Source organism: Nocardioides sp. cx-173 (assembly GCF_021117365.1).
Taxonomy (GTDB): domain Bacteria; phylum Actinomycetota; class Actinomycetes; order Propionibacteriales; family Nocardioidaceae; genus Nocardioides.
This window is the reverse complement of sequence record NZ_CP088262.1, coordinates 1,617,189-1,642,173: the sequence shown is the minus strand read 5'-3', so window position 1 is coordinate 1,642,173 and position 24,985 is coordinate 1,617,189. Positions and strand designations below refer to the sequence as shown.

The 24,985-nt window shown below is 72.5% G+C and carries 26 protein-coding genes and 1 riboswitch; of the genes, 11 read left to right on the top strand and 15 right to left on the bottom strand.

Annotated features, from left to right (window positions below):
* Positions 1 to 61 precede the first annotated feature (61 nt).
* Both LQ940_RS07960 and LQ940_RS07955 read left to right on the top strand, forming a co-directional pair.
* Positions 62 to 832 (top strand): alpha/beta hydrolase, encoded by a 771-nt coding sequence (locus LQ940_RS07960; RefSeq protein WP_231242462.1) that lies wholly within the window; start codon positions 62 to 64, stop codon positions 830 to 832.
* 9 nt (positions 833 to 841) lie between these two features.
* The gene (locus LQ940_RS07955; RefSeq protein WP_231242461.1) at positions 842 to 1,255 is read left to right on the top strand and encodes a hypothetical protein; all 414 of its coding nucleotides are present in this window, start codon (positions 842 to 844) and stop codon (positions 1,253 to 1,255) included.
* On the opposite strand, the gene LQ940_RS07950 is transcribed toward LQ940_RS07955, so the two are convergent.
* The 5 genes from LQ940_RS07950 to LQ940_RS07930 are packed head-to-tail and all read right to left on the bottom strand — an operon-like array spanning position 1,252 to position 5,176.
* Entirely contained in the window at positions 1,252 to 2,145 is an 894-nt protein-coding gene (locus LQ940_RS07950) for an ROK family protein (protein WP_231242460.1), read from the bottom strand. The genes LQ940_RS07955 and LQ940_RS07950 overlap by 4 nt on opposite strands.
* Positions 2,142 to 3,083: an ROK family glucokinase gene (locus LQ940_RS07945; RefSeq protein WP_231242459.1), complete on the bottom strand. Its 942-nt coding sequence runs from the start codon at positions 3,081 to 3,083 to the stop codon at positions 2,142 to 2,144. The genes LQ940_RS07950 and LQ940_RS07945 overlap by 4 nt, the downstream gene beginning before the upstream one ends.
* Positions 3,080 to 3,493 carry a hypothetical protein gene (locus LQ940_RS07940; protein ID WP_231242458.1) on the bottom strand — a complete coding sequence of 138 codons (414 nt, stop codon included), beginning with the start codon at positions 3,491 to 3,493 and terminating at the stop codon, positions 3,080 to 3,082. The genes LQ940_RS07945 and LQ940_RS07940 overlap by 4 nt, the downstream gene beginning before the upstream one ends.
* Positions 3,490 to 4,722, bottom strand: coding sequence for an ArsA family ATPase (locus LQ940_RS07935; protein WP_231242457.1), 1,233 nt, complete (start codon positions 4,720 to 4,722; stop codon positions 3,490 to 3,492). The genes LQ940_RS07940 and LQ940_RS07935 overlap by 4 nt, the downstream gene beginning before the upstream one ends.
* Before the next feature lie 7 nt (positions 4,723 to 4,729).
* Entirely contained in the window at positions 4,730 to 5,176 is a 447-nt protein-coding gene (locus LQ940_RS07930) for an SRPBCC family protein (protein WP_231242456.1), read from the bottom strand.
* A gap of 130 nt (positions 5,177 to 5,306) precedes the next feature.
* On the opposite strand from LQ940_RS07930, the gene LQ940_RS07925 reads away from it, so the two are divergent.
* The 3 genes from LQ940_RS07925 (at position 5,307) to LQ940_RS07915 (ending at position 9,369) form a co-directional block, all read left to right on the top strand.
* Positions 5,307 to 7,100 carry an AMP-dependent synthetase/ligase gene (locus LQ940_RS07925; protein WP_231242455.1) on the top strand — a complete coding sequence of 598 codons (1,794 nt, stop codon included), beginning with the start codon at positions 5,307 to 5,309 and terminating at the stop codon, positions 7,098 to 7,100.
* 83 nt (positions 7,101 to 7,183) lie between these two features.
* A complete protein-coding gene (locus tag LQ940_RS07920) occupies positions 7,184 to 8,716 on the top strand; it encodes a sensor histidine kinase (RefSeq protein ID WP_231242454.1) in 1,533 nt (510 codons plus the stop codon).
* Positions 8,713 to 9,369: a response regulator transcription factor gene (locus LQ940_RS07915; protein ID WP_231242453.1), complete on the top strand. Its 657-nt coding sequence runs from the start codon at positions 8,713 to 8,715 to the stop codon at positions 9,367 to 9,369. Before LQ940_RS07920 ends, LQ940_RS07915 begins: the two co-directional genes overlap by 4 nt.
* Here LQ940_RS07915 and LQ940_RS07910 read toward each other — a convergent pair.
* From LQ940_RS07910 to LQ940_RS07890, 5 genes are all read right to left on the bottom strand, one after another.
* On the bottom strand, positions 9,366 to 10,613 hold the full coding sequence (locus LQ940_RS07910; protein WP_231242452.1) for a M48 family metallopeptidase: 1,248 nt from the start codon (positions 10,611 to 10,613) through the stop codon (positions 9,366 to 9,368). The two genes, LQ940_RS07915 and LQ940_RS07910, sit on opposite strands and share 4 nt — an antisense overlap.
* Entirely contained in the window at positions 10,610 to 11,824 is a 1,215-nt protein-coding gene (locus tag LQ940_RS07905) for a hypothetical protein (protein ID WP_231242451.1), read from the bottom strand. The genes LQ940_RS07910 and LQ940_RS07905 overlap by 4 nt, the downstream gene beginning before the upstream one ends.
* A 37-nt stretch (positions 11,825 to 11,861) precedes the next feature.
* Positions 11,862 to 12,836, bottom strand: coding sequence for a C40 family peptidase (locus tag LQ940_RS07900; protein ID WP_231242450.1), 975 nt, complete (start codon positions 12,834 to 12,836; stop codon positions 11,862 to 11,864).
* A 13-nt stretch (positions 12,837 to 12,849) separates the two neighbouring features.
* Positions 12,850 to 13,014: riboswitch (cyclic di-AMP (ydaO/yuaA leader) on the bottom strand.
* Positions 13,015 to 13,123: 109 nt separating this feature from the next.
* Positions 13,124 to 13,330: a hypothetical protein gene (locus LQ940_RS07895; protein WP_231242449.1), complete on the bottom strand. Its 207-nt coding sequence runs from the start codon at positions 13,328 to 13,330 to the stop codon at positions 13,124 to 13,126.
* Between the two features lie 57 nt (positions 13,331 to 13,387).
* Positions 13,388 to 13,648, bottom strand: a complete 261-nt coding sequence (locus LQ940_RS07890; protein WP_231242448.1) for a hypothetical protein — start codon at positions 13,646 to 13,648, stop codon at positions 13,388 to 13,390.
* Between the two features lie 73 nt (positions 13,649 to 13,721).
* Here LQ940_RS07890 and LQ940_RS07885 point away from each other — a divergent pair, with 73 nt between their 5' ends.
* Together LQ940_RS07885 and LQ940_RS07880 are read left to right on the top strand one after the other, a co-directional pair.
* Complete coding sequence (locus LQ940_RS07885) at positions 13,722 to 15,485, top strand: DEDD exonuclease domain-containing protein (protein ID WP_231242447.1); 1,764 nt, start codon at positions 13,722 to 13,724, stop codon at positions 15,483 to 15,485.
* Positions 15,486 to 15,494: 9 nt separating this feature from the next.
* Positions 15,495 to 15,773: an Lrp/AsnC family transcriptional regulator gene (locus tag LQ940_RS07880; protein WP_231242446.1), complete on the top strand. Its 279-nt coding sequence runs from the start codon at positions 15,495 to 15,497 to the stop codon at positions 15,771 to 15,773.
* A 6-nt stretch (positions 15,774 to 15,779) separates the two neighbouring features.
* Here the strand turns inward: LQ940_RS07880 and trpD are convergent, their stop codons facing one another.
* From trpD to LQ940_RS07865, 3 genes are read right to left on the bottom strand one after another with little or no spacing between them, the layout of a single operon-like run.
* Positions 15,780 to 16,802, bottom strand: coding sequence for an anthranilate phosphoribosyltransferase (gene trpD / locus LQ940_RS07875; RefSeq protein WP_231242445.1), 1,023 nt, complete (start codon positions 16,800 to 16,802; stop codon positions 15,780 to 15,782).
* Complete coding sequence (locus tag LQ940_RS07870) at positions 16,799 to 17,221, bottom strand: Rv3143 family two-component system response regulator (protein WP_374229517.1); 423 nt, start codon at positions 17,219 to 17,221, stop codon at positions 16,799 to 16,801. Before LQ940_RS07870 ends, trpD begins: the two co-directional genes overlap by 4 nt.
* Before the next feature lies 1 nt (position 17,222).
* The gene (locus tag LQ940_RS07865; RefSeq protein ID WP_231242443.1) at positions 17,223 to 18,179 is read right to left on the bottom strand and encodes a cytochrome c oxidase assembly protein; all 957 of its coding nucleotides are present in this window, start codon (positions 18,177 to 18,179) and stop codon (positions 17,223 to 17,225) included.
* Between the two features lie 66 nt (positions 18,180 to 18,245).
* Between LQ940_RS07865 and ctaE the strand changes: the two genes are divergently transcribed.
* The 4 genes from ctaE to qcrB are packed head-to-tail and all read left to right on the top strand — an operon-like array spanning position 18,246 to position 22,595.
* The gene (ctaE, locus tag LQ940_RS07860; protein WP_269214576.1) at positions 18,246 to 18,899 is read left to right on the top strand and encodes an aa3-type cytochrome oxidase subunit III; all 654 of its coding nucleotides are present in this window, start codon (positions 18,246 to 18,248) and stop codon (positions 18,897 to 18,899) included.
* 17 nt (positions 18,900 to 18,916) lie between these two features.
* Positions 18,917 to 19,795, top strand: coding sequence for a cytochrome bc1 complex diheme cytochrome c subunit (gene qcrC, locus LQ940_RS07855; protein ID WP_231242441.1), 879 nt, complete (start codon positions 18,917 to 18,919; stop codon positions 19,793 to 19,795).
* Positions 19,792 to 20,847, top strand: a complete 1,056-nt coding sequence (gene qcrA / locus LQ940_RS07850) for a cytochrome bc1 complex Rieske iron-sulfur subunit (RefSeq protein WP_374229516.1) — start codon at positions 19,792 to 19,794, stop codon at positions 20,845 to 20,847. The genes qcrC and qcrA overlap by 4 nt, the downstream gene beginning before the upstream one ends.
* Positions 20,844 to 22,595 (top strand): cytochrome bc1 complex cytochrome b subunit, encoded by a 1,752-nt coding sequence (gene qcrB / locus LQ940_RS07845; protein WP_231242440.1) that lies wholly within the window; start codon positions 20,844 to 20,846, stop codon positions 22,593 to 22,595. Before qcrA ends, qcrB begins: the two co-directional genes overlap by 4 nt.
* Before the next feature lie 85 nt (positions 22,596 to 22,680).
* Here qcrB and LQ940_RS07840 read toward each other — a convergent pair whose 3' ends face one another.
* Both LQ940_RS07840 and LQ940_RS07835 read right to left on the bottom strand, forming a co-directional pair.
* The gene (locus LQ940_RS07840; RefSeq protein ID WP_231242439.1) at positions 22,681 to 23,631 is read right to left on the bottom strand and encodes a hypothetical protein; all 951 of its coding nucleotides are present in this window, start codon (positions 23,629 to 23,631) and stop codon (positions 22,681 to 22,683) included.
* A gap of 122 nt (positions 23,632 to 23,753) precedes the next feature.
* Positions 23,754 to 24,962, bottom strand: a complete 1,209-nt coding sequence (locus LQ940_RS07835) for a L,D-transpeptidase (RefSeq protein WP_231242438.1) — start codon at positions 24,960 to 24,962, stop codon at positions 23,754 to 23,756.
* Positions 24,963 to 24,985: the final 23 nt, after the last annotated feature.

Below are 24,985 nucleotides of genomic sequence, written 5' to 3'. Positions count from 1 at the left end.
GTCCCTGCCGGCGGCTGTGACCTACAGCCGCAACACCCCGAGGTGGTGCACAATCGGCGCCATGACGACCGACCCCCTCGCCTCGCCACTGAGGATCGCGGCGCAGCCGGAGCTGACCGGCGGGCGCCGCGTCGGCGTGCTGCTCAGCCACGGGTTCACCGGCCAGCCCGCGTCGATCAAGCCGTGGGGCGAGCACCTCGGGGCACTCGGGTACGCCGTGTCGGTGCCGCGGCTGCCGGGCCACGGCACCACCTGGCAGGAGTGCAACACCACGACCTGGGACGACTGGTACGGCGAGCTGACCCGCGCCTTCGACGCGCTCTGCCTGGAGAACGACGCGGTCGTGGTCGGCGGGCTCTCGATGGGCGGCGCCCTCTCCCTGCGCCTGGCCGCCGACCACGCCGACCAGGTGTCGGGGCTGGTGCTGGTCAACCCCGCCGTCGCCACGAGGCGCCTCGACGTCAAGCTGCTGCCGGTGCTCAAGCACGTCGTGCCGTCCTTCCCCGGGCTGGCCAACGACATCAAGAGGGCCGGGGCCGACGAGCGCGGCTACGACCGCACGCCGCTCAAGGCCATCCACTCCCTCATGCGCGCCTGGCCGCCGCTGGTGGCCGACCTGCCCAAGGTCACCTGCCCGATCCTGTACCTGCGCTCCACCGTCGACCACGTCGTCGACGAGGCCTCGCAGCCGCTGATCACCGGCAAGGTGTCCTCGCGCGACGTGACCGTCGTGACGCTCACCGACAGCTACCACGTGGCCACGCTCGACAACGACGCCCCGCGGATCTTCGACGAGTCCGCCGCGTTCGTGGCGAGGACGACCGCGGCGTAACCTCGAGTCGTGCAGCGCGACAACGACGACGATGCCTGGCGCGCGATCGTCGAGAACTTCGGAGACCGGGCCGACCTGGACCCCGAGCCGGTGCCGGAGCCGGAGCCGGCCGCCGCACCCGAGGAGCCGGCGGCGGGCGAGGCCAGCTGGGACGACCCGTACCCGGACGCCGACTGGTCCTCGGACCGCTTCGTGCCCCCACCGCCACCGCCCGTCCCCTCGACCACCCCCGACCGGATGCTCGCCTGGGCCGGCCTCTTCGGGGCTCCGGCCATCCTGCTCGTGTGCCTGGTCGCCGGCATCGACCTGCCGCCGCTGCTGGCCTACCTGCTCGTGGCGGCGTTCGTCGGCGGCTTCCTCTACCTCGTGCTGCTCATGCCCCGCGGCCCCCGCGACCCCGACGACGACGGCGCGGTCGTCTAGCCGGTCCGCGCGATGCGCACCGCCCCGACCATGCCGGCCGCCGACCCGCAGGACGCGACGAGGACCTGCGGCAGGTCCCGGTGGCCGGCGCCGACCAGGGTGCGCTCGAGGGCGGCGCGGGTCGGCCCGAGGAGCAGCTCACCCGCGTCGGAGACCCCGCCCCCGACCACGACGACGGGCGGGTCGAACGAGCCGACGAGCCCGGCCAGCCCGACGCCGAACCAGTCGCCGACGGAGGCCAGGGCCTGGATCGCCGCCGGGTCACCGCCGGTGGCGGCCGCCGTGATCGCCGCGCCGTCCTCGTAGGCGTCGCCGGCCAGGCGCATCAGCGCGTTGCCGCTGGCGTACTCCTCCAGGCAGCCGCGCAGGCCGCACTCGCAGGCACGGCCGTCGGGCACCACCCGGACGTGCCCGAACTCCCCCGCCATGCCGTTGGCGCCGCGCCACAGCTCGCCGCGGTGCACGATCGCACCGCCGATGCCGGTCCCGATGGTGACCAGCAGGAAGTCGGGGTGGGCCAGGCCGCGGCCGTGGGCCAGCTCCGCCACGGCCGCGCAGGAGACGTCGTTGTCGAGCAACACCGGCACGCCCCAGCGCGCCGACAGCCGGGCGGCGGTGTCGTCCTCCTGCCACGGCAGGTGGGTGGAGAAGCGCACCCGGCCCCGGGTCAGGTCGACCAGGCCGGCGACCGAGAGGCCCACGGCGGCGACGGTGCGCCCGTCGGCCACCTCGAGGACCGCCTCGGTGACCGCGTCGTCCAGGGCGCGGGGCTCCGCCTGCCGCCCGGGAGTGCGCCGCCGCGCGGTCCGCAGCATCTGGCCGTGGTCCGACACCTCGCCGGCCAGCACCTTGGTGCCCCCGACATCGACGCCGATGTGGAGGGCGCTCACCGCCGTGCCAGGTCGGCCGCGCCGATGACACCGGCCTTGTTGCCCAGCGTCGCGAGGCGGATCTCGGCCACGGGGCGGTGGGTGGGCGCGATGAGCTGGGACTCGAAGGCGGCGCGCAGCGGGTCGAGCAGGAGGTCACCGGCCTCGCTGACGCCGCCGCCGATGACGACCGCGGCGGGATCGAGGACGGTGGTCAGCGAGGCGATGCCGTGGCCGAGCCACCGCCCGAGCGAGGCCAGCAGGTCGACGGCGAACGGGTCGCCGTCCCGGGCGGCCTCGGTGATCAGCGCCCCGTGGATCCCGGACGGGTCGCCGCCGGCGCGGGCCAGCAGCGACTCCACCTGCTCCGCGCCGCCCGCGGCCGCCGTACGGGCCTCACGCACCAGGGCCGTCCCGCTTCCGTACTGTTCCAGGCACCCACGATTTCCGCAGCCGCACAGGTGGCCGTCCGGCACAACCCGCAGGTGCCCGATCTCAGCGGCGACGCCGTAGGCGCCGCGGTAGAGCTCCCCTCCCAGCACCAGACCACCGCCGACCCCCGTGCCGACGGTGACCATCAGCAGGTCGTCGACGTCCTCGGCGGCGCCGAAGGCGAACTCGCCCCACGCCGCGGAGTTGGCGTCGTTCTCGATGACCACGGGCACGCCGACCTGCTCCTCGAGCTCGCGCTTCAGGTCGAGGTCGCGCATGGCGAGGTTGGGGGCGAACAGCACCCGGGCGCGGCCGGCGTCGACGTACCCGGCGAAGCCGACCCCGACGCTGTCGACCTCGTGCCGGGTGCGCAGGTCGGCGACCAGGCTCGCGATCGCGGCCTCGATGGCCTCGCGATCGGTCGCGGGCGACTCGACGCGCGCCTCCTCGAGGATGGCGCCCTTCGCGTCGACCACGGCGCCCGCGATCTTGGTGCCTCCGACGTCGATGCCGCACGACAGGCTCATGACTCTTCCTCCGACCCGAGATCGTCGTCCAGGTCGATGCGCTCGACCTGGTGCCCGCGCCCGGCGGCGTCGGGGGGAACGGGGGTGGCCAGGAGCCCGGCGGCCGCCTGGAGCAGCGCGGACGCGGCGACCTTCAGCTGGGCCCGCACCTCCGGGTTGGTCTGGCGCACGGCGTGCACCGTGCGGCACACCGGGCAGTAGGTGCACTCGGAGCTCCCGGTCGCGACGTGCTCGTCGACGTCCTCCAGCAGCGAGGCGGCCTGCCCGGCCAGCCCGCCGAGGCCCTGGCCGAGGTCGGCGCCGTGGTCCTTGGCCCACTCGGAGAGGGCGCCGAGCAGCTTGGCCGCCTCGTCGCCGACGCTGCCGACGGGCTCGTCGGCGGCTCCGGGCCGGTCCTGGGCATCGCTCACGTCGCCTTCTCCCGTACGTCGTCCTGGGCCGGGTCCGTGAACCGGACCCGCAGCTCACCCTGGTCCACCCGGGCTCCGGCGACGCGCAGGCGCGCGAGGCCGGCCGGGAGGGTGAGAAGGCGACGATACGACCCTACGGCCTGTCCCGAGGAGCCGAGGGAGGCGTCGTCGCGCAGGGTCACGACCAGCTCGTCGCCGTGGCGGGCGAGACCGACCTCGGCCCGGGTGACGAACGGCAGCGACAGGTGCAGCACGGCGCCGTCGGCGGTGCGGTCGACGCGGTAGGGCCCGGTCCCGTCCGGCACGGCGAGCGGGTCCGAAGCGCCGTACACCTGCGCGGCGAGCGTGCGCAGCGCGTCGACGCCGACCGGCTCGGTGGCGCGGTACTCCGAGCGCCACACCGGCAGGCCGGCGAAGGACTGGGCCACCTCCGCCAGCACGGCGTCCTGGGCGAGCACCCAGCCGGCGCGCCAGTCGTCGGCGCCCTCGGCCGGGAAGACCCGGTTGGCGACGACCCCGTCGACGCGGTAGCCGAACAGCGAGAGGCTCGTGTAGGAGCGGCGCGCCTCGGCGAGCACGACGCTCTCCGGCGTCAGCACCAGGCGCACGCTCGCGGCGGGGCCCGACAGCAGCCCATGGACCTGGTCGAGCTCGGCGTGCAGGCGCTGGACCGCATCGAAGATCCCGTCGCCGGGCATGGGCACGCCCGCGGCGCGCGTCAGGACCGGCTTGAGCGCCTTGACGACGCGGCGCTGGGTCGGCAGCACCCGGTCCATGTACCAGCCGAGAGCCTCCGGCAGGGCGAGGAGGCGCAGCGTCTCGGCGGTCGGGGCGCAGTCGACGACGATGACGTCCCACTCCCCCGACAGCGCGTGCAGGCGCAGCTCCAGCAGGGCCAGGACCTCCTCGGCGCCGGGGATCACGGTCAGCTCCTCCGCCGCGACCGGATCCACGCCGACGCCCTCCAGCACGCTCAGCAGGTAGCGCTGGATCTCCGCCCACGACTGCTCGAACCGCAGCTGGGCGTCGACCTGCTGCACGAACAGCCGCTCGGCCACCTCGGTCGGCTCCGCCCCCACCGGCGCCCCGAAGGCGTCGGCCAGGGAGTGCGCGGCGTCGGTCGACAGCACCAGCGTGCGGTGGCCGGCGTCGGCCGCGAGGGCGGCCGTCCCGGCGGCCACGGTCGACTTGCCGACACCGCCCTTGCCGGTGAACAGGAGCAGGCGCACGGCGGTCTCAGAGAGACTCGACGCGCTTCTTCAGCCCCTTCAGCGCGGTGTCGATGAGGATCTTCTCGCCCTTGCGCTTCAGCATGCCGATCAGCGGGATGCTGACGTCCAGGGCGAGGCGGTAGGTGACCTCCGTGGACCCGTTGCGGAGGTCGCGCAGCACGTAGGCGCCGTCCAGGGCCCGGAGCATCTTGCCCTCGACCAGGGTCCAGGTGACCTCGTCGTCGCCGTCCCACTGGTAGGCCAGCGTGTACTCGTCCTTGATCGGCGAGACGTCGAGCGCGAAGAAGACCTGCTCGGCGCGCCCGTCCTGCTCCGGGCCGTAGCTGGCCACGACGTCGGCCACCGTGACGCCCTTGGCCCACCGGGGGTAGGCCTCGAAGTCGGCGATCACGCCCATCACGTCGCCGGGCGCGGCGTCGACGACGATCGAGGAGGTGGTCTGTTCGGCCATCGTGAACCCCTAGCTGGCGCCCCGGGAGGCGGGTGGATCGGAACCGCGATGCTACCGGATGGCCGGCCTCTCGACCCTCGACGGTAATCTGCCCGCAACGGCCCGATGGGCCAGCCTGAGGAGGAGAGACGTGCGCGAGTTCTCGACGCCCATGACGATCGAGATCCCGACGACGGGAAACCTCACCGACGACGTGGTGGCGAATGCAAGTGAGGCCCCCGACGCGGTGGTGTTCAGCCGTCCCGGCGACTCGGGCTGGACCGACGTCACCACGAAGGAGTTCCTGGCCGAGGTGTCCGCGGTCGCGAAGGGCCTGATCGCCTCCGGCATCGAGCCCGGCGACCGCGTGGCCCTGATCTCCAAGACCCGCTACGAGTGGACGCTGCTGGACTACGCGATCTGGTTCGCCGGCGCAGTCACGGTCCCGATCTACGAGACCTCGGCGGCCGACCAGATCTCCTGGATCCTGCGAGACTCCGGCGCCAAGGCCGTGGTCGCGGAGACCCCCGCCCACCTGGCCCGCATCTCGGAGGTCCGCGCCGGGCTGGACGAGCTCAACCACGTCTGGTCGATCGCCGACAACGCCGTGACGGTGCTCGAACGGATCGGGCACGACGTCGTCGACGAGGAGCTGGAGAAGCGCCGCACGTCGGCCACCCCGCTCGACCTGGCGACCCTGATCTACACCTCCGGCACGACCGGGCGCCCCAAGGGCTGCATGCTCACCCACGGCAACTTCATGTTCGAGCTCGGGGTGGCCACCGACGAGCTCCACGACCTCTTCCACGAGGGCTCCTCCACCCTGCTGTTCCTGCCGCTGGCCCACGTCTTCGCGCGGATCATCCAGATCGGGTCGGTCAAGCGGCGCACCCGCCTGGGCCACAGCGCCGACATCAAGAATCTGGTCGAGGACCTGCAGCAGTTCCGACCGACGTTCATCCTCGCCGTGCCCCGCGTCTTCGAGAAGGTGTTCAACACCGCCTCCCAGAAGGCCACCGCCGACGGCAGGGGCGCGATCTTCGCCCGCGCCGCCGACGCCGCGATCGCCTACTCGCGCGGCCTGGACTCCGCCAAGGGCCGCGCCTCGCTCGCCGTGCGCGCCCAGCACGCGCTCTTCGACCGCCTCGTCTACGGCAAGCTCCGCGACGCCCTGGGCGGCAGCTGCGAGTACGCCGTGTCGGGGGGCGCTCCCCTCGGCGACCGGCTGGGCCACTTCTACCGCGGCATCGGGCTGACCGTCCTGGAGGGCTACGGCCTCACCGAGACCACCGCCGCGCTCACCGTCAACCTCCCCGAGGCCACCAAGATCGGCACCGTCGGCCGTCCGCTGCCCGGTACGTCGGTCCGCGTCGCCGAGGACGGCGAGCTGCTGTTCCGCGGCGGCCAGGTCTTCGCGGGCTACTGGGCCAACGAGCAGGCCAGCGCAGAGGCGATCGAGCGTGACGGCTGGCTCCACACCGGCGACGTCGGCGAGGTCGACGACGAGGGCTTCGTGCGGATCACCGGGCGCAAGAAGGAGATCCTGGTGACGGCCGGAGGCAAGAACGTCGCCCCGGGCCCGCTCGAGGACCGGATCCGCGGGCACCTCCTGGTCGGCCAGTGCATGGTCGTGGGCGACCGCCAGCCGTTCATCGCCGCGCTCATCACGATCGACCCGGAGTCCTTCCCCGCCTGGGCGGAGGCCCACGGCAAGACCGGCTCGATCGCCGACCACGTGGACGACCCCGACCTGCGCGCCGAGATCGAGGCCGCGGTCGAGGACGCCAACAAGACGGTGTCCAAGGCCGAGTCGATCCGCAAGTTCACGATCCTGCCCGGCGACTGGACCGAGGAGGGCGGCGAGCTCACGCCGAGCCTGAAGCTCAAGCGCAACGTGGTGCTACGGCAGTGCAAGGACGAGATCGCGGCCCTGTATCTTCCCTAGCACAGAGTCTCGGTGCCGGGGGCAGACAGAGGATCGACGGGCGCGACAGCGCGCACGTTCCGACCGGCGGGGGGTGGGGCGGCATGACCGACGCTCGACGCCACGCGCGCCTGGTCCGCCTCACCACGGTGGGGCGCGCGTTCGTCCTCCTCGCCATGGGAGTGCGCGTCCTGTGGCGCCACGACGTGCCGGCGGCCTGGGCGCTCCTCGCCGTCGCGCTCACCTGGACGGTGGCGCAGCTCGTCGCCTGGCGGGCGCCGCACGTGCGGGTGGCCTGGCTCGAGGCGGCGGTCGTGGGGCTGGTCTGCGGCCTCTCCCTGGGGTGGACGACCGGGGTGCTGGCCGCCCTCACCCTGGCGCCGTTCGTGGGCGGGCTGCTCCGCGGCTTCGCGGGCATGGCGGTCGCGAGCGCCGCGCAGCTGGCGGGGGTCCTCGGCGGCGCCCTGGTCGTCCACGGCCCGCTGTCGGTCGAGACCGGCCTCGCGGTGTTCACCTGGACGGTCGCCGGGGTCGGGGCCGGGGGCGTGGCGGCGTACGTCCGGAGCACGGAGCCCGACGACGCGCCTGACGCCGTCGCGCCGTACCGCGACGCGCAGGGGCTGCTCCGCCAGCTCATCGACCTGTCCGGCGGGCTCAGCTCCGGTCTCGACGTCCGCTCCCTCGGGGGTGCGCTGCTCAGCCAGGTCCACGACCACGCGCCGGCGCAGACCCTCGCCCTCTACGTACGCCGCGGCGAGACCGTGGTGCCGCTGCTCGAGGACCCGCCGGTGGGCCCGGAGGCCGAGCGCCTGGCCGCGGCGGCCTGGGCCTCGCGCCGTACTCAGGTCGAGGGCCGCGCCTTCGCCTTCCCCCTCGGCGAGGGCTCGGTCGTCGCCGGCACGCTGTCCGACCGGGTCGAGCTCGACCTCGAGGCCCGGCTGGAGGAGGTCCGGACCGCGCTGGGCTCGGCGGCCGTGCAGCTCGACACCGCCCTGCTGTTCTCGGCGTTCCGTGACGCCGCCACCGCCGACGAGCGCCGGCGGCTCTCGCGCGAGATGCACGACGGGATCGCCCAGGACATCGCGTCCCTGGGCTACCTGGTCGACGCCCTCGCGGCCCGGCCCGCGGACCCCCGGCAGGCCGGTCAGCTCGCGGCGCTGCGCGAGCGGATCAGCACGATCGTCTCCGAGGTGCGCCAGTCCGTGCTCACGCTGCGCACCAGCGTCGGCGAGAGCGAGAGCCTGGGCGCCGCGGTGGGCACGCTCGCCCGTCACCTCAGCGAGGTCTCGGGGGTCCCGATCGCCGTCACCGTCGACGAGCACAGCACCCGGCTGCGCGCCGAGGTGGAGGCCGAGCTCTTCCGGATCACCCAGGAGGCGATGACCAACGCCGTCCGGCATGCCCGAGCGGGCTCGGTCGAGGTCGTCTGCCAGGTCAACCCGCCCGAGGCGCTCATCACCGTGACCGACGACGGCCGTGGTCTGCAGCAGCGCCGGCCCGACTCCCAGGGCCTCGCGATCATGCGGGAGCGGGCGCAGCTGATCGGCGCCGACCTGGCGATCGGCGACGGCGCCGAGGGCGGGGTCCACGTGGAGGTGAAGCTCGGCCGGAGCGCGCAGGACCGGGTGGCGACATGAGCGAGTCCGCGCTCCGGGTCCTGCTGGTCGACGACCACGAGCTGATCCGCAACGGCCTGGCCGGCGTCCTCGACCTCGAGGACGACATGGGGATCGTGGGCGTCGCGGCCACGGTCGCCGAGGCCCTCGCCGCCTACGACGAGCTGGCCCCCGACGTGGTCGTGGCCGACCTGCAGCTGCAGGACGGCACCGGCCTCGACATCGTCCGGGGCGTGCGCCGGCACAGCGACACCGCGGGCCTGGTGATCCTCACCATGCACTCCGGTGACGACCAGATCTTCGCGGCCATGGAGGCCGGCGCCTCGGGCTTCGTCGGCAAGGACGCCCCCGCCTCGGAGGTGGTGCGCACGGTGCGGCACGCCGCGGTGTCGCCCCGCTCGTTCGTGTGCACCGGGCTGGTCGGCGCGATGATGCGCCGCCAGTCATCGGGGGCGACCCGGCTCAGCGGCCGCGAGCACGAGGTCCTGCTGCTGCTCGCCGACGGGCTGGGCGCCGCCGCGATCGGTGATCGGCTCTACCTCAGCGAGTCGACCGCGAAGGCGCACATCGCGCGCATCTACCAGAAGCTCGGTGCCGCCAACCGGGCCCAGGCCCTGGTCACCGCCATGCGGATCGGGCTGCTCTCCAGCATCACCCGCCCCCCCGACCGCTAGTCGTTCGCGAGCCGCTGAGCCAGCGCGATGCGGGTCAGGCCCGTGGGGTGGCTGCCGAACCAGAACTGGCTCCAGGCCGGCGGCGTCGGGTCCGACAGGGAGCGAAGCGCCAGCTGGGTCTGCATCGCGATGAACGCCGCCGGGTCGTCGGTCGCGCGCAGGGCGTCCACGTCCGCCCTGGTCTCGATCTGCCGGCTCACGGTGTTGCTCACCGGCGAGCTCACCAGCGACGCGAGGGCGAGCAGCACCAGCACCAGCGGGACGACGGCCGGGTCCGCCAGACCCGGGCCGCCGCGCTGACGCACGCGGCCGAGCACGAGGGCCAGCAGCCCCACCCCCACGAGGGCGCCGGCGGCCCCCAGCAGCGAGCCCGTGACCACGTCGCCGTGCCGGGCGTGTGCGAGCTCGTGGGCGACCACCGAGAGCGCCTGGTCCTGCGGCAGGCCGTCCACGAGCGTGTCGTAGACGACGACGCGGCGGGTGCCGCCGAAGCCCGACACGTACGCGTTCAGCGTCGTCGTACGCCGCGAGGCGTCGGCGACGAGCACGTCGTCGACGACCACCCCCTCCTCGTCGGCCAGCCGCATGATCTCGCTGCGCAGGGGGCCGTCGGGCAGCGGCTCGAACTCGTTGAACAGCGGCTCGACCACCACCGGGTAGACGAAGGATCCGGCCAGGACGAGCACTCCCAGGCCGGCGCCCGCGATCGCCGGCCAGGCGCGCCGCCACCGGCGGGCGCAGGCCAGCACCGCCAGCAGCCCCAGCGAGGTGACGGCGATGTCGAGCAGCTCGCCCTTGACCAGGTCGGAGAAGAAGGCGGCGGCGTCCTGGGTCGACAGGCCCTCGTCGACGCGCGCGCGCCACAGCAGCACCGCGAAGGGCAGCGTGACCACGCGGCGCAGGAGGTCCACCACCGCCACCGCGAGGGGCACCTGCACCCACCACGGGCCGGGCAGCCGGCCGAAGAGCGCGCGCCCGCGCCGGGTGAGGCCCAGCCAGCAGGCCACCGCGAGCGAGACCGCCAGCGAGCTCCAGCTCAGGATCCGGGCGTGATGCGAGAACGCCTCCGCCCGCTCCACCTGCTCCGGGGTGAACACCGAGAGCGGGTCGGCCGGCTCCAGCCGACCGCCGGGGACCGGGTCCCAGGGCACCAGCCACGCCGCGAGCGCGACGAAGGCGACGAGCCCGACCAGGGTCGTCACGAGCGCGACCCGGCGCTCCGCCCCTGGGTCCTCGGCAGTCACGCGGCCAAGTCTGTCAGGCGGGTCTGCCACGCCCGGACCAGCTCCTGCTCGGTCCACCCGAAGCCGTCGGCCAGCGCGTCGGCGAGCGTACTGCCGGCGCGCACGGCGTCGTACAGGCCCACGAGCGCCGCCTCGCCACGGCGCTGTGCGAGCACCCCGCACGCGAGCCAGGCCGACTCGTAGGCCGCCCCGGCGTGGCCGGTCGAGGCGTCGAACTGCGCTGCGCCGGGCAGGGCCGCGGGCGGCCCGTCCTCACGCACCTGGGCGATGACCTGGGCGGCCGTGCGCGCGAGCGGGAGCCGGACGTCGCGCAGCGACACGTAGTCGGCGAAGCCCTCGACCAGCCACTGCGGCATGGCCTGGCTGCCGGTCGCGTCCGTGGCCACGTGGGCGGCCTCGTGGCTGACGACGACCTGGGCGCCCAGCGGCCGGAGGCGCTCGAACTCGGCCTGGTTAAGGAACACGTGCACCGGCGCGCCCGGCGCCTGGGTGGCATCGGGCGACGACGTCACCGCGGCGACGCCGGCGTAGTCGCCGGGCTCGGCGTCCAGGGCGCGGTCGAGGGCGTCGGGGGTCGCGGGGACCTCCAGCACCAGCGGCCCGCGCCACGCGGGGAGCACCCGGGCCACCACCGGGAGCGCGGCCCTGCCGCGGGCGAGGTAGTCGGCGGCCGCGGTGCTCACCGCGGCCCCGCTCCCGGCGGCGATCACGAGCACGTCGGGGGTACGGCGCACGGTCACCGGACCGGCCAGCCACACCGGCGAGACGCCCTCGACGCCGCCGACCGCGACGATGCCGGCGTCCGGCCCCGCGAAGCGCACCTCGACCTCGGCCCGCGCCGACGTCTCGTCGTAGCCGGCGAAGCGCCAGGTCGCGTCAACCGCGGCCGACCAGGTGTCACCGTCGGCCGCCCCCGACTCGTCGAGGTAGCGCAGGGAGAAGTCCCGGACCCGCAGGGCGTCGGCGTTGCCGACGAGCGCGCGCAGCAGGTCCGCCGCGCGCTGGTCGCCCTCGGGGGCCGCGTCGGCCGCCATCGCCGGGTCGGAGGACTCCACGGCCCGGGTCAAGAGCTGCAGCGACCGGGCCGCCGCGGCCGGCCGGACCACCTCGGCGCCGGCGTCGGGGCGAGGGGCGACGTACGGCTCCTCCCGCAGCAGGACCCAGGTCGCCAGCCCGACCACGACCAGCAGCGACAGCGAAAGGCCGGCCACCCACAGACGTGGGTGGCCGGCCTCGGTGCTCGGTCGGTCAGCCAGGGCGGACCGCGCCGACGACCGGCATCTCGTTCATGTCGGAGACCTTGACGCCGGCGCCCGGGTTGGCCGCGTGCACGATCAGGCCGTTGCCGATGTACATCCCCACGTGGCTGATCGGGCTGTAGTAGAAGACCAGGTCGCCGGGCTGCAGTGCGCTCAGCGAGACCCGGGGGCCGGAGGAGTACTGGGCGCTCGAGGAGTGCGGCAGCGCGACACCGGCCTGCGCCCACGCCATCATCGTCAGCCCGGAGCAGTCGAACGCGCTGGGGCCGGCGGCGCCGTAGACGTAGGAGTCGCCGACCTGAGCCATGGCGTACGCGACGGCGGCGGCGGCGCGGCCGGACGCGGGCACGTCGGAGGGGACGGTCTTGGACCCGCGCGACAGCATCTGCTCGCGCTCCTCGTCCTTGAGCCGGCCGAGGAGGCCCTCGGCCTCCTCGTGCTTCTTGTCGACCGTGGCCTTCTCGTCGGCCAGGCGGTCCTTGAGCGCGGTGACCTGGGCGAGGCGGCGCGAGGTCGCGGTCTCGCGGATGTCGAGCGCCTCGACCTCGTCGGTGTAGTCGGCCAGCAGCGCGTCCTGGCGGTCCTCGTAGGACGACATCGTCGTCAGCTGGGACAAGAAGGCGCCGGGGTCGTCGGAGACGAAGATCTCGCCGACCGCGGAGATGCCCTGGCCCTGGTACTGGCTGACCATGGCGTCGGCGACCTGCTCGCGGACGGAGTCGAGCGCGGCGTCCTGGCGGCGCTGGTCGGCGCGCAGCGAGGCGACGTCGCCCTGCAGCGCCTCGAGCTCGATCTTGGCGTCGTTGTAGCGCTCGGAGGCCTGCTCGGCCTCGTGGTAGAGCCGGTCGACGCGTGCCTGCACGGTGTCGATGTCGGGGTCGGCGTAGGCCGTGGTGGACGGGACGAGCCCGATGGTGGTGGCCAGAGCCAGGCCGGTGAGGGCCGTGATGAGTCGCTTCCGCACGAGCGGGCGGTCTCCCTTGCGTGTCGTACGCCTACCGGGTGAGCTGACGGGTTCGGGCACGACTTGCCCTACCCCCGCTCCTCGCCGCCACCTGCGCGCGACGCCTTGCGAGGGATACACCCCAGAAGAGTTGGTTCCCCGGCTCCCGAACCGCCCCCGAAGACGGTCCCGAACTCGACGCAGCCCCCGCGCGGACCTGGTGGACCACTTCCACGGGTGCTTGAGCGCTCAGGCTAATGGCCAGGAGGGCCCCTGGCCAACTCCCGAGCCGACTTTGTGGACACCCGTCACGCGGACTCGACCTCGGGGCCGGAGACCGGGCGCACCAGGCGCAGCGGCGGCACCAGGCCGGAGGCGGCGAGCACGTCGAGCGCGTCGCACTCGGCGTCGTCGAAGGTGAGCTCCGGCGGCGGCCCCAGGAGCACGGTCACCACGCAGTCGTGGCAGGCCAGCCCGCGCACCACGCAGGTGTCGCAGTCGATTCTCGTCGTCATGTGAGCAGGCTGACAGCCGCCACCGACATCGGCCCCGGGCGGCGGGTCCGACCGGGGTCAGGACGGGTCGGAGGCCAGGTCCGCGTCGCTTCGCGCGACCGTCTCGATCGCGTCGCTGCGGCCGCACCAGCGACACGACACCGACTCGACGTCCTCCCCGAGCACCTCGACGCTCTCGACGGCGTGCTCGCCCGCCAGGTCGAAGTGCCAGAACTCCTGGGTACGCCGGGTCCGGGTCACGTCGAAGCGGGTCAGGTTGCCGCAGCCGCCGCAGCGCCAGCGGTGGGCGGGATCGGGCAGGGCAGGTGTCTGGCTCACCCGGGCAGCCTAGTGACCGGGCGCCGGGGCGCGCCGTCCGGGGATTGTCGGCGGCCCGCCCTACGGTCGGGGCATGAGCCCGGCCGCCCCTCCCGCACCTCTGGTCACCTCCCCGGCCGGCGGCCGCTGGGAGTCACAGCGCAGCTTCGACGAGCTCGGCCGGTCGCTGCGCGACGTCACGTTCTGCGTGGTCGACCTCGAGACCACCGGCGGCTCCCCCACCGCGGGATCCATGATCACCGAGATCGGCGCGGTCAAGGTGTGCGGCGGCGAGGTGCTCGGGGAGTTCCAGACGCTGGTCAACCCCCAGAGCCAGATCCCGGCGTTCATCGCCGTGCTCACCGGCATCAGCAACTCGATGGTGGCCGACGCCCCGGCCATCGAGTCGGCGCTGCCGGCGTTCCTGGAGTTCGCGGCCGGCACGGTCCTGGTGGCCCACAACGCGCCGTTCGACGTCGGCTTCCTGCGCCACTTCGCCGAGCGCCAGGGGCGCCCCTGGCCGGCGTTCGAGGTGGTCGACACCGCCAAGCTGGCGCGCCGGGTGATCACCCGCGACGACGCGCCCAACTGCAAGCTGTCCTCGTTGGCCCGGGTCTTCCACAGCGGCACCACCCCCAACCACCGCGCACTGTCCGACGCGCGGGCGACCGTCGACGTGCTGCACGGCCTCATGGAGCGCATCGGCGCGCTCGGCGTCCACACGCTGGAGGAGCTGCAGACCTTCTCCTCGCGGGTCTCCGCGGCGCAGCGACGCAAGCGTCACCTCGCCGACGGGCTGCCGCACTCCCCCGGCGTCTACCTCTTCAAGGACGAGCACGCCCGGGTCCTCTACATCGGCACCTCCCGCGACGTGCGCACGCGCGTGCGCTCCTACTTCACCGCCTCGGAGACCCGCTCGCGCATGGGCGAGATGGTGCGGCTGGCCGCCACGGTCCAGGCGATCGAGTGCGCCACCCCGCTGGAGGCGGAGGTGCGCGAGCTGCGCCTGATCGCCGAGCACAAGCCGAGCTACAACAGGCGCTCCCGCTTCCCCGAGAAGGTCACGTTCGTCAAGCTCACCCGCGAGCCCTGGCCGCGGCTGTCACTGGTCAAGCGGGTGCTCGACGACGACGCCGACTACCTCGGCCCCTTCGGCAGCCGCAAGCTCGCCGAGAAGTGCCTCGCCGCCCTCCACGACACCTTCCCGGTGCGCCAGTGCTCCGACCGGTTCGGCCGCACCCCCTCGCGCTCGGCCTGCGTGCTCGCGGAGCTGGGGCGGTGCCTGTCGCCCTGCGACGGCAGCGTCGACCACCACACCTACGCCGCCGTCGTACGACAGCTGCAGGAGACGCTGCTGCGCCGCCCCGACGAGGTGGTCGACCTGGTCAACGAGCGCATGGCCACGCTCGCCACCGACCAGCGCTTCGAGGAGGCCGGCGTCCACCGCGACCGGCTGGCGTCGTTCGTCCGCGCCGCCGCGCGCACCCAGCGCCTCACCTCGCTGACCCGCTGCGCCGAGGTGGTGGCCGCCCGCCGGGAGGACGACGGCCGCTGGGCCGTCCACGTCGTGCGCTACGGCCGGCTCGCGGCCGCCGGGGTGATCCCACCCGGCACCGACGCGGTCGCCTACGTCGAGGCCCTGCGGGCCTCCGCCGAGACCGTCACCCCCGCTCCCGGCCCGGTGCCGGCCGCCACTGCGGAGGAGACCGAGCGGCTGCTGCGCTGGCTGGAGTCGCCGACCGTGCGCCTCGTCGACGTCGACGGCGAGTGGACCTGCCCCGTGCGCGGCGCCGGCCGCCATCTCGACGGGCCGCTGCTCGCCCGCCAGGACTCCGGCCATCACCTCGAGCAGCGTTAGAGTCCGACCATGATCACCGCCATCGTCTTCGTCAAGGCCGACGTCGCCCGGATCCCCGAGGTGGCCGAGGCCATCGCCGCACTCGACGGGATCAGCGAGGTCTACTCGGTGACCGGCCAGATCGACCTGATCGCCCTGGTGCGCGTACGCCACCACGACGACGTGGCCGCCGTCATCGCCGACCGTCTCAACAAGGTGCCCGGCGTCACCGAGACCGAGACCCACATCGCGTTCCGGTCCTACTCGCGCCACGACCTGGAGTCCGCGTTCTCCCTGGGCCTGGACTAGCCCGAGTCAGTCAGCGGTGGCGGCGATCCAGCGCTCGAGCGCGGCCTGCGCGGCCCCCGAGTCGATCGCCTGCTCGGCGCGGGCGATGCCCGCGGGCAGCGCCTCCGCGACCGAGGCGGCCGGCTGGTCGTAGACGGCCAGCGCCGCACCCGCGTTGAGCACGACGGCGTCGCGCACCGGCCCGTGCTCGGCCGTGAGCGTGCGCCGTACGACCTCGGCGTTGTGGGCGGCGTCGCCGCCGCGCAGATCCGCCGCGGTGGCCGGGGCGAGGCCCAGCGCGGCGGGGTCGACGGTCGTGGCCCGCACCTCGCCGGCGTGCACGTGCCACACCGAGGAGGTCGTCGTCGTGGTCAGCTCGTCCAGCCCGTCGTCGCCGCGGAACACCCAGGCGTCCGCGCCGCGGCGGGCGAAGACGCCGGCCATCACCGGCGCCATCCGCGAGTCGGCGCAGCCGATCGCCTGAGCGGCCGGGCGGGCGGGGTTGGCCAGGGGGCCGAGGAAGTTGAAGGTGGTGCCGATGCCGAGCTCGCGGCGCGGCACCGCGGTGTGGCGCATGGCCGGGTTGAAGGCCGCGGCGAAGCAGAACGTGATGCCGGCGTCCTCCGCGACCTGCGCGACCCGCTCCGGCGGCAGGTCCAGACGGATCCCGAGCACCTCCAGCACGTCGGCGCTGCCGGACTGCGAGGAGGCGGACCTGTTGCCGTGCTTGACGACCTTCGCGCCGGCCCCGGCGGCCACGATCGCCGCCATGGTCGAGATGTTGACCGACATCGAGCGGTCACCGCCGGTGCCGACCACGTCCAGCAGGCGCCCGGGCACCGAGATCCGGGTACGCCGCTCGTACATCGCCTCGACCAGGCCGGTGACCTCGTCGATGGTCTCGCCCTTGGCCCGCAGGGCGACGGCGAAGCCGGCGATCTGGGCCGGCGTCGCCTCCCCGGAGAGGATCTCCCCCATCGCCCAGGTGGCCTGCTCCGCCGTCAGGTCGGAGCCCGCAACGAGGGCGCCGAGGACGTCGGGCCAGGTCACGCCTGCGCGGGGACCCGAGCCCGCAGCAGCGCGACCACGGACTCCGCGAGCTGGAGCGGGTCGATCGGGTGGGCCACCACGGCCTCCGCGCGCGACCAGGTCGCGAGCCAGGCGTCCTGCGGGCGGCCGATGAGCACCAGCACCGGCGGGCACTGGTAGATCTCGTCCTTGAGCTGCTTGGCGATGCCCAGGCCACCGGCCGGCACGGCCTCGCCGTCGAGGATGACCAGGTCGATGTCGCCCGCGTCCATGTTCTGGATGACGACCGGCTCGGTCGCCACCTCGACGTAGGTCAGCTCGGGCAGGTCGGGGTGGGGTCGGCGCCCCAGCGCGAGGATCACCTGCTGGCGGGTGGTCACGTCGTCGCTGTAGACCAGGACCTTGAGCTTGCGGTTCGTCGAGTCGCTCACGAGCGGCATGCTACCGCTCGGCCTCGGACCCGGTCGCCCCAGGCGCGACGGCGCGCTCACGCGCCTCCTGGAGGTCGAGTCGCCGGTCCTCGCGGCGCGCCTCCTGGAACGACGAGCGCACCCACTGCGCGAAGAGGACGGCGAAGAAGGAGAGCCCCACCAGGTCGCCGGCGCCCCAGAGGATGCCGCCCGCGAGGTGCTGGTCGTCGTACGGGTCGGGGAGCCACGAGCCCATCGGACCGTCGGCCAGCGAGGGGTACCAGTCGCCGCCCAGGAGCGTCTCCTGGCCCATGATCGTGACGCCGAGGAAGGCGTGGAAGGGCAGCGTGAGCATGGTCAGCAGCACCCGGAAGGGGTAGCCCACCCGTCCGGGCAGCGGGTCGACGCCCACGAGCGGCCAGAAGAACAGCGACCCGACCAGGACCAGGTGCACGTGCATCATCTCGTGGACGTAGACCGAGTGCAGCGACGCCTCGTACCACCCGGAGAAGTACAGCGCCCACGGCGAGACGACGTACAGGGCGAAGGCCAGCGGGGCGAACGAGAGCACCGCCGCCACCCGTGAGTGGAGGACCGCCAGCAGCCAGCGGCGGGGAGTGCCCGGCAGGGTCCGCAGCGCGAGGGTGACGGGTGCCGACATCGCCAACGCCAGGGGCACCAGCATCGACAGCACCATGTGCTGGACCATGTGCAGGCTCAGCAAAGTCGTGTCGTAGGCCGCCAGGCCGGACGACGTCGCGACGTAGAAGCACCCCATCCCCACGCCGAACGCGATCGTGCGGCCCACGGGCCAGCGGTCGCCTCGGCGGCGCAGCTCCCGCACCCCGAGCGCGTAGAGGCCGACCCCCCAGACCGTGAGCACGAGCGGCAGCGGAGCGAGGGACCATTCGGTGAAGAACGAGGCGAACGAGGGCTGGGGCAGGCTCTCGGCGGCCGTCAGGGCGGTGAGGAGCGGTGGTGCGGGCACGTTCAGAACTTTATGACCCCCTTGGGGAGGGGGCCGGGTCGCCCTCGGGGCGCAGCGACCGACATAATGATTCTCGTGGCGACGACTGCGACAGCACCAATTCCGGCATCCCGGCTACACGGGCATCACGACCGCCCGAGCATGGTCGCGGTGGGGACCATCATCTGGCTCGCGAGCGAGCTGATGTTCTTCGCCGCCCTGTTCGCGTCGTACTTCACGATCCGGGCGGTGAGCACCGACCTGTGGGCCCAGAACACCGCGGTGCTCGACGTGCCGTTCGCGGCCATCAACACCACGATCCTGGTGCTGTCGTCGCTCACCTGCCAGCTCGGCGTCTTCGCCGCCGAGCGGGGCCAGGTGGGCCGCTCCGGCTCCCTCCTCGCCATCAAGGGCTGGGGGCTGCGCGAGTGGTTCATCCTCACCTACATCATGGGCGCGATCTTCATCGCCGGTCAGGCCGTCGAGTACGCCACGCTGATCCAGGAGGGCATCACCATCCCGGACTCGGCCTACGGCACGATGTTCTACCTGACCACCGGGTTCCACGGGATCCACGTGACGGGCGGGCTGATCGCGTTCCTGTTCGTCCTCGGGCGCACCTACATCGCGCGCAAGTTCACCCATGAGCAGGCGGTCAGCGCGATCGTCGTCTCGTACTACTGGCACTTCGTCGACGTCGTGTGGATCGGGCTGTTCGCCACGATCTACCTCATCCAGTGACCTCGCAAGGACTTATCGTGCGCCTCCTGAACCGAACCGCCGGACGCCTGTCGCGGCATCGCCGCGGCCGACTGGCCGGCATCGTCATGCTCATGCTCGGCCTCGTGCTGACCGGAAGCATGTACGCCGCCTTCGCCCCTGCCCAGGCAGGGTCCGCAGAATCCGAGGAAGAGCTCATCGCCGAGGGGCGCGAGCTGTTCCTGGTCAGCTGTGCCTTCTGTCACGGCAAGAACGGCGAGGGCGTCCTCACCGAGGGCGGCACCCAGTACGGCCCGCCGCTGATCGGTGTCGGCGCCGCATCGGCCGACTTCCAGCTCGAGACCGGCCGGATGCCGCTCACCCAGCCGGGTGCGCAGACCGCCACCAAGCCGCCGGTCTTCAACCAGCAGGAGATCGAGGCGCTGTCGGCCTACGTCGGCTCGCTCGGCCCCGGGCCGGCCATCCCGGACCCTGAGGAATACAGCATCGACAACCTCAGCCCCGAGGAGCAGCAGGAGGCGATCTCGCGCGGCAGCCAGATCTTCCTCACCAACTGCACCGCCTGCCACAACTTCAACGGCAACGGCGGAGCCATGCCCCGCGGCGGCGCGGCGCCCAGCATCATGGGCACCTCCCCCGAGCACATCTACGAGGCCATGCTCACCGGCCCCGGCAACATGGACGTCTTCTCCGACGGCAACCTCTCCCCCGAGGAGAAGCGTGACGTCATCGCCTACATCGAGGAGCTGCGCGAGCAGCCCGAGTACGGCGGCTTCAGTCTCGGCGGCCTCGGCCCCGTGAGCGAGGGCGTGTTCGCCTGGCTCCTCGGCATCGGCGGCCTGGTCGGCTTCGCCATCTGGATCGCTGCCCACACCACCCGCTCCACCAAGCAGCCCTCGAAGGGAGCGGACGCGTGAGCATCGACCACGACCATGGCGTGACCGGGGCAGAGCACACCGGCCACGTGCCGGCGGTGCCCGACCCGGGCCTGCCCCACCACACCTGGCGCCCCACCGACGTCGACGAGCGGCTGGCCAAGCGCGCCGAGCGCCAGGTCGCCTCCCTCTTCGGCCTGTCCGCCGTGTGCGTCATCCTCTTCCTGGTCGCCTACTTCGCCTTCGACATCGGTGACAACCACACGACCGTCGGCGGCTTCGCCGCCTCGACCCTCGCGCTGGGCTCGACGCTGGGCCTCGCCCTGCTCTTCATCGGCATCGGCATCATCCAGTGGGCTCGCAAGCTGATGAGCGACCAAGAGCTCGTCGAGATGCGTCACCCCGCCCGCTCCTCCGACGAGGACCGGGAGGCGACCGTGGAGGCACTGCAGCTCGGGCTCGAGGAGTCCGGCATCGCGCGCCGTCCGCTGGTGCGCAACTCGCTCCTCGGAGCGGTCGGCCTGCTCGGGCTCCCCGCCATCGTCATGCTGCGCGATCTCGGTCCGCTGCCGGGGGATGCGCTCTACCACACGGTCTGGAAGAAGGGCATGCGCGTCGTTCGCGACGTCGTCGGCACCCCGATCAACGTGGCCGACCTCGAGATCGGCGACCTGGTCAACGCGGAGCCGGAGATCGTCTTCGCGGTCGACGAGGACGGCGAGCACGTCCTGCACGGCGCCGACCTCCAGATCGCCAAGTCCAAGGCGGCGGTGATCCTGCTCCGCATGGACCCCTCCGACATCACCCCCGGCAAGGGCCGGGAGAACTGGTCGGTCGACGGGATCGTCTGCTACTCCAAGATCTGCACCCACGTCGGGTGCCCGATCTCCCTCAACGAGCGCAAGACCCATCACCTCCTGTGCCCGTGCCACCAGTCCACCTTCGACCTGGCCGACTCCGGCAAGGTCGTGTTCGGCCCCGCGGCGCGGGCTCTGCCCCAGCTGCCGCTCATGGTCGACGAGGAGGGCTTCCTCGTCGCGCAGAGCGACTTCACCGAGCCTGTGGGCCCGAGCTTCTGGGAGCGTGACTCATGAGCGTCGACACGAGCAAGGTCGCCGACAGCAACACCACCACCGCGGCCACGCCCAAGAAGCCCGGCAAGGCCGGCGCCGTCGCCAACTGGGCCGACGAGCGCCTCGGCCTCGCCACGGCCATGAAGAAGAACCTGCGCAAGGTCTTCCCGGACCACTGGTCCTTCATGCTCGGCGAGATCGCGCTGTGGAGCTTCGTGGTGCTGCTCCTCACCGGCATCTTCCTGACGCTCTGGTACACCCCGAGCATGGCCGAGGTCGAGTACCAGGGCTCCTACGACCTGCTGCGCGGTGTGAACATGTCCGAGGCGCTCGCCTCGACCCTGCACCTGTCCTTCGACGTCCGTGGCGGCCTGCTCATGCGGCAGATGCACCACTGGGCCGCGATGCTGTTCATCGCCTCGATGATGATCCACATGATGCGCGTGTACTTCACGGGCGCATTCCGCAAGCCGCGCGAGCTCAACTGGGTCATCGGCAGCCTGCTGCTGCTGCTCGGCACGCTCGAGGGCTTCACCGGCTACTCGCTGCCCGACGACCTGCTCTCCGGCACCGGCATCCGCGCGGCTGACGGCTTCATGAAGTCGATGCCGGTCGTGGGCACCTACATGTCGTTCTTCCTCTTCGGCGGGGAGTTCCCGGGCGAGGCGATCATCCCGCGTCTCTACATCGTCCACGTGCTGCTGATCCCCGGCCTGCTGCTGGCCCTGATCGCGGCCCACATGCTGCTGCTCGTCTACCACAAGCACACGCAGTGGCCAGGTCCCGGACGGACCGAGCAGAACGTCGTGGGCTTCCCGATGCTCCCCGTCTACGCGGCCAAGGCCGGCGGCTTCTTCTTCATCGTCTTCGGCATGACCGCGATCATGGGCGGGCTGCTGACGATCAACCCGGTGTGGAAGTACGGGCCCTACGACCCGACCAAGGTGACCGCCGGATCCCAGCCCGACTGGTACATGGGCTGGCCCGACGGCGCGCTGCGGATCATGCCGGGCTGGGAGTCCTCGTTCCTGGGCGTCACGCTGTCGTGGAACGTGCTGATCCCGATCATCATCCTGCCGGGGCTGATGTTCACGATCCTGCTGCTGCTGCCCTTCATCGAGTCGTGGATCACCAAGGACAAGCGTGATCACCACCTGCTCGAGCGTCCCCGCGACGCCCCGACGCGCACGGCCACGATGGTGGCGCTGATGACGTTCTACGGCCTGATGTGGGCTGCCGGCGGAAACGACATCATCGCCATCAAGCTGCACCTGAGCATCAACCAGATCACGTACTTCATGCGTGCTGCGGTGTTCATCGGGCCGGTGATCGCGTTCATCATCACCCGGCGCTGGTGCATCTCGTTGCAGCGTCAGGACAAGGAGCGGCTGCTGCACGGGTACGAGACCGGCGTCATCATGCGCTCCCCCGAGGGCGGCTACTCCGAGCGGCACCTGCCGATCAGCCAGTCCGAGGTCTACACGCTCACGGCCCGTGAGCCCGACGAGGTCTGGACGCCCGGCAGTGAGACCGACGAGAACGGCATCCCCGCCAAGCGCGGGCGTCTCGACGGCCTGCGCGCCAAGCTGTCGGCTCTGATGTTCGCCGACAACATCCAGCCGGTCACCAAGACCGAGCTCGAGGAGGCCGAGCACCACGCGGAGCACGAGCACGAGCTCCAGGCCTCCCTGGAGGGCCACGCCGCCGACGGACACCAGTTCGACGGTGTCCACCCGGTCGACGGCGAGCACCTCCGCGGCGACCACTGACCCGTCCCCCACTGCACAGAACCACCGCTGACCCGTCAGAAACTTTCTGACGGGTCAGCGTCATTTGCGGTGAGTTGGTGACGGGTCAGTGCAGGACCGGCCGGCGCAGCGCCCGCTCGAGTCCGCCCCGGAGCAGCAGGTGCACGTCCTGGTGGCGGCCGAACAGGTTCACCTTGCGGACGACCACGATGATCCAGGCCCCGTGCGTCGCCATCCAGCCGCGCCGGTCCTGGTCGTACGCGCGCTGCTCCTCGCCGTGGAACTCCGCGCCGTCGTACTCCGCGGCGAGACAATGATGGCGGTTGGCGATGTCGAGGAAGTACGAGCCCTCCGGACCTTCGACCTCGACCTGGCACTCAGGCTCCGGCAGCCCCTCCTCCTCCCACCGCAGGCGCAGGATGCTCTCCGTGGGCGACTGTGAGCCCCTCCGCACCAGCGGCGCCAGCGTGCGCAGCTGTACGACGCCCCGGTAGCCCTTGAACCGCTCCACCGCGAGCAGCAGCTCATCGAGGTCGAAGCGTCGCAGGTCGGCCAGCGCGTCCATCGCGGCGAAGGCCTGGTCGCGGTGCAGCAGCCTGCCGAGGTCGCATGCCGTGCGCAGCGGGGTGGTCACCTGGATCCCGCCCATGGTCACGACGTCGGCGGGGGCCAGCCGCCGCTCACCACTGGCGACCAGGCCGTTGCGCAACCGGCGCCCCGGCGGTGCGAACACCGAGACCTGCGGCACCTGGAGATGATCGTGGGGAGCCAACGCCATCGTCGCGCCCCAGAGCCACGCCGCGGTCCGGTCGGTCACCACACAGTCGTGCGGCACCACCAGCCGCAGCATCGCGAGACGCAGCTCCAGATCATCGGTGAGATCCGGCATCGCATAGACGTCGCGCAGCGGGTGGGCGAGCAGCCGCTCCCTCACCAGCGCGCGCAGCTGCGGCCACGTGAGCCCGTGCTCGCGAGCCTCCGCGGAGGTGAAGGGACGCCCGTGCGGCAACCGCGATCGGGCCTCCAGCAACGTGGCCAGGTGGCGAGGTAAAGGCATGCTGATGGGTGTCCCCCGCGCGCAGCTCCCCTACGCATCGCCTCCGGCCGCCTGTGGAAGAACGCTGACCCGTCAGAAACTTTCTGACGGGTCAGCGGGGATTCGGTGCAGTTGGTGACGGGTCAGCGGAGGGCGGAGCCCTTGGCGTAGTCGGCGAAGGAGGCGTTCCAGTCGCCGTAGCCGTTGTCGAGAGTCATGGGGCGGTCGGTGCCGGTGTACTCGACGACGTCGCCGCGGCGAGACATCTCGTAGAGCCAGCCGGCGTCGGCGGTGCTCATGCCGGTGCAGCCGTGGGAGACGTTGGCGTAGCCCTGGGAGCCGGTGGACCAGGGGGCGGCGTGGATGAACTCACCGGAGGCGGTGACCCGCATGGCCCACTGCACGTTGTCGATGTCGTAGGCGTCGGCGCTCCCGGCGGCGATCCCGACGGTCTCGGAGTTCATCCGCTTGCGGTCGTACTTCTCCATGATCACCTTGGTGCCGGAGCGGGTGGTGAAGCCCGGCTTGCCGGTGGTGATGGGCAGCGTGCGCAGCAGCTTGCCGTTGGCGAAGACCTTCATGTGGTGGGCGGCCGCATCGACCTTGTAGACGTGGGCGTCGCCCACCTCGAAGTCGACCTCCCGGTCCTCCTGGCCGTAGACGCCGTTGCCGGCCGCGACGCCGTTGACGTCCACGTCGACGGAGACCTTGGTGCCCGCCCGCCAGTACTTCGCCGGACGCCAGTGGGCCTCGTTGCCCGACAGCCAGTGCCAGGAGCCACGCTGGGCGGGCTCCGAGGTCACCTTCATGTGGCGCTCGAACTCGGCCCGGTCGGTCACCGGCACGTCGAAGGAGACGATGACCGGCATCCCGACGCCAACGGTCTCGCCGGCCAGCGGCGCGACCGAGGGGTAGGTCTGGTCATCGAGCGTCAGCGCCTGCGTCGCAAACGAGGTGGTACGGCGCACGGGGGCGCCGTCGGCCCCTTGGGCGAGCGCCTTGACGGTGTAGGACTCCCCCGGCTCCAACCGGTCCGAGGCGGTCCAGGTGCGCCCGTCGTCCGCGAGCGCGCCGCTCACCGAGCCGGAGCCCGACGACAGCGTGACCTCGGTGAGCCGCGCATCGGTGGCCCGCACCGTCACGACCTTGTCCACGGGCACCGTGGCCCCGCGCTTGACGTTGGCGACGACCCGGCCGGTGGGCTGGTCGGGATCGGTGCCGGCGGCACCGGACCGGGCCGGCCCCGAGGGGTCGTCGGAACTGTCGCTCAGCGCCGATCCCGCATCACAGGCGGTCAGGGCGAGGCTGGCGAGGAGCAGCGCGGAGGCGCCGACCAGGCGGCGGCTGGGCATGATGAGGGAACTCCCGGAGAGGC

Bases quoted from the DNA above. Each gene is read 5' to 3' on its own strand.
- LQ940_RS07870 (WP_374229517.1), bottom strand. From the start codon at position 17,221: ATGCCGCTCGTGAGCGACTCGACGAACCGCAAGCTCAAGGTCCTGGTC.
- qcrB (WP_231242440.1), top strand. From the start codon at position 20,844: ATGAGCGTCGACACGAGCAAGGTCGCCGACAGCAACACCACCACCGCG.
- LQ940_RS07930 (WP_231242456.1), bottom strand. From the start codon at position 5,176: ATGGCCGAACAGACCACCTCCTCGATCGTCGTCGACGCCGCGCCCGGC.
- LQ940_RS07885 (WP_231242447.1), top strand. From the start codon at position 13,722: ATGAGCCCGGCCGCCCCTCCCGCACCTCTGGTCACCTCCCCGGCCGGC.
- LQ940_RS07895 (WP_231242449.1), bottom strand. From the start codon at position 13,330: ATGACGACGAGAATCGACTGCGACACCTGCGTGGTGCGCGGGCTGGCC.
- LQ940_RS07880 (WP_231242446.1), top strand. From the start codon at position 15,495: ATGATCACCGCCATCGTCTTCGTCAAGGCCGACGTCGCCCGGATCCCC.
- LQ940_RS07915 (WP_231242453.1), top strand. From the start codon at position 8,713: ATGAGCGAGTCCGCGCTCCGGGTCCTGCTGGTCGACGACCACGAGCTG.
- LQ940_RS07840 (WP_231242439.1), bottom strand. From the start codon at position 23,631: ATGCCTTTACCTCGCCACCTGGCCACGTTGCTGGAGGCCCGATCGCGG.
- ctaE (WP_269214576.1), top strand. From the start codon at position 18,246: ATGATTCTCGTGGCGACGACTGCGACAGCACCAATTCCGGCATCCCGG.
- LQ940_RS07835 (WP_231242438.1), bottom strand. From the start codon at position 24,962: ATGCCCAGCCGCCGCCTGGTCGGCGCCTCCGCGCTGCTCCTCGCCAGC.
- LQ940_RS07945 (WP_231242459.1), bottom strand. From the start codon at position 3,083: ATGAGCCTGTCGTGCGGCATCGACGTCGGAGGCACCAAGATCGCGGGC.
- LQ940_RS07920 (WP_231242454.1), top strand. From the start codon at position 7,184: ATGACCGACGCTCGACGCCACGCGCGCCTGGTCCGCCTCACCACGGTG.
- LQ940_RS07960 (WP_231242462.1), top strand. From the start codon at position 62: ATGACGACCGACCCCCTCGCCTCGCCACTGAGGATCGCGGCGCAGCCG.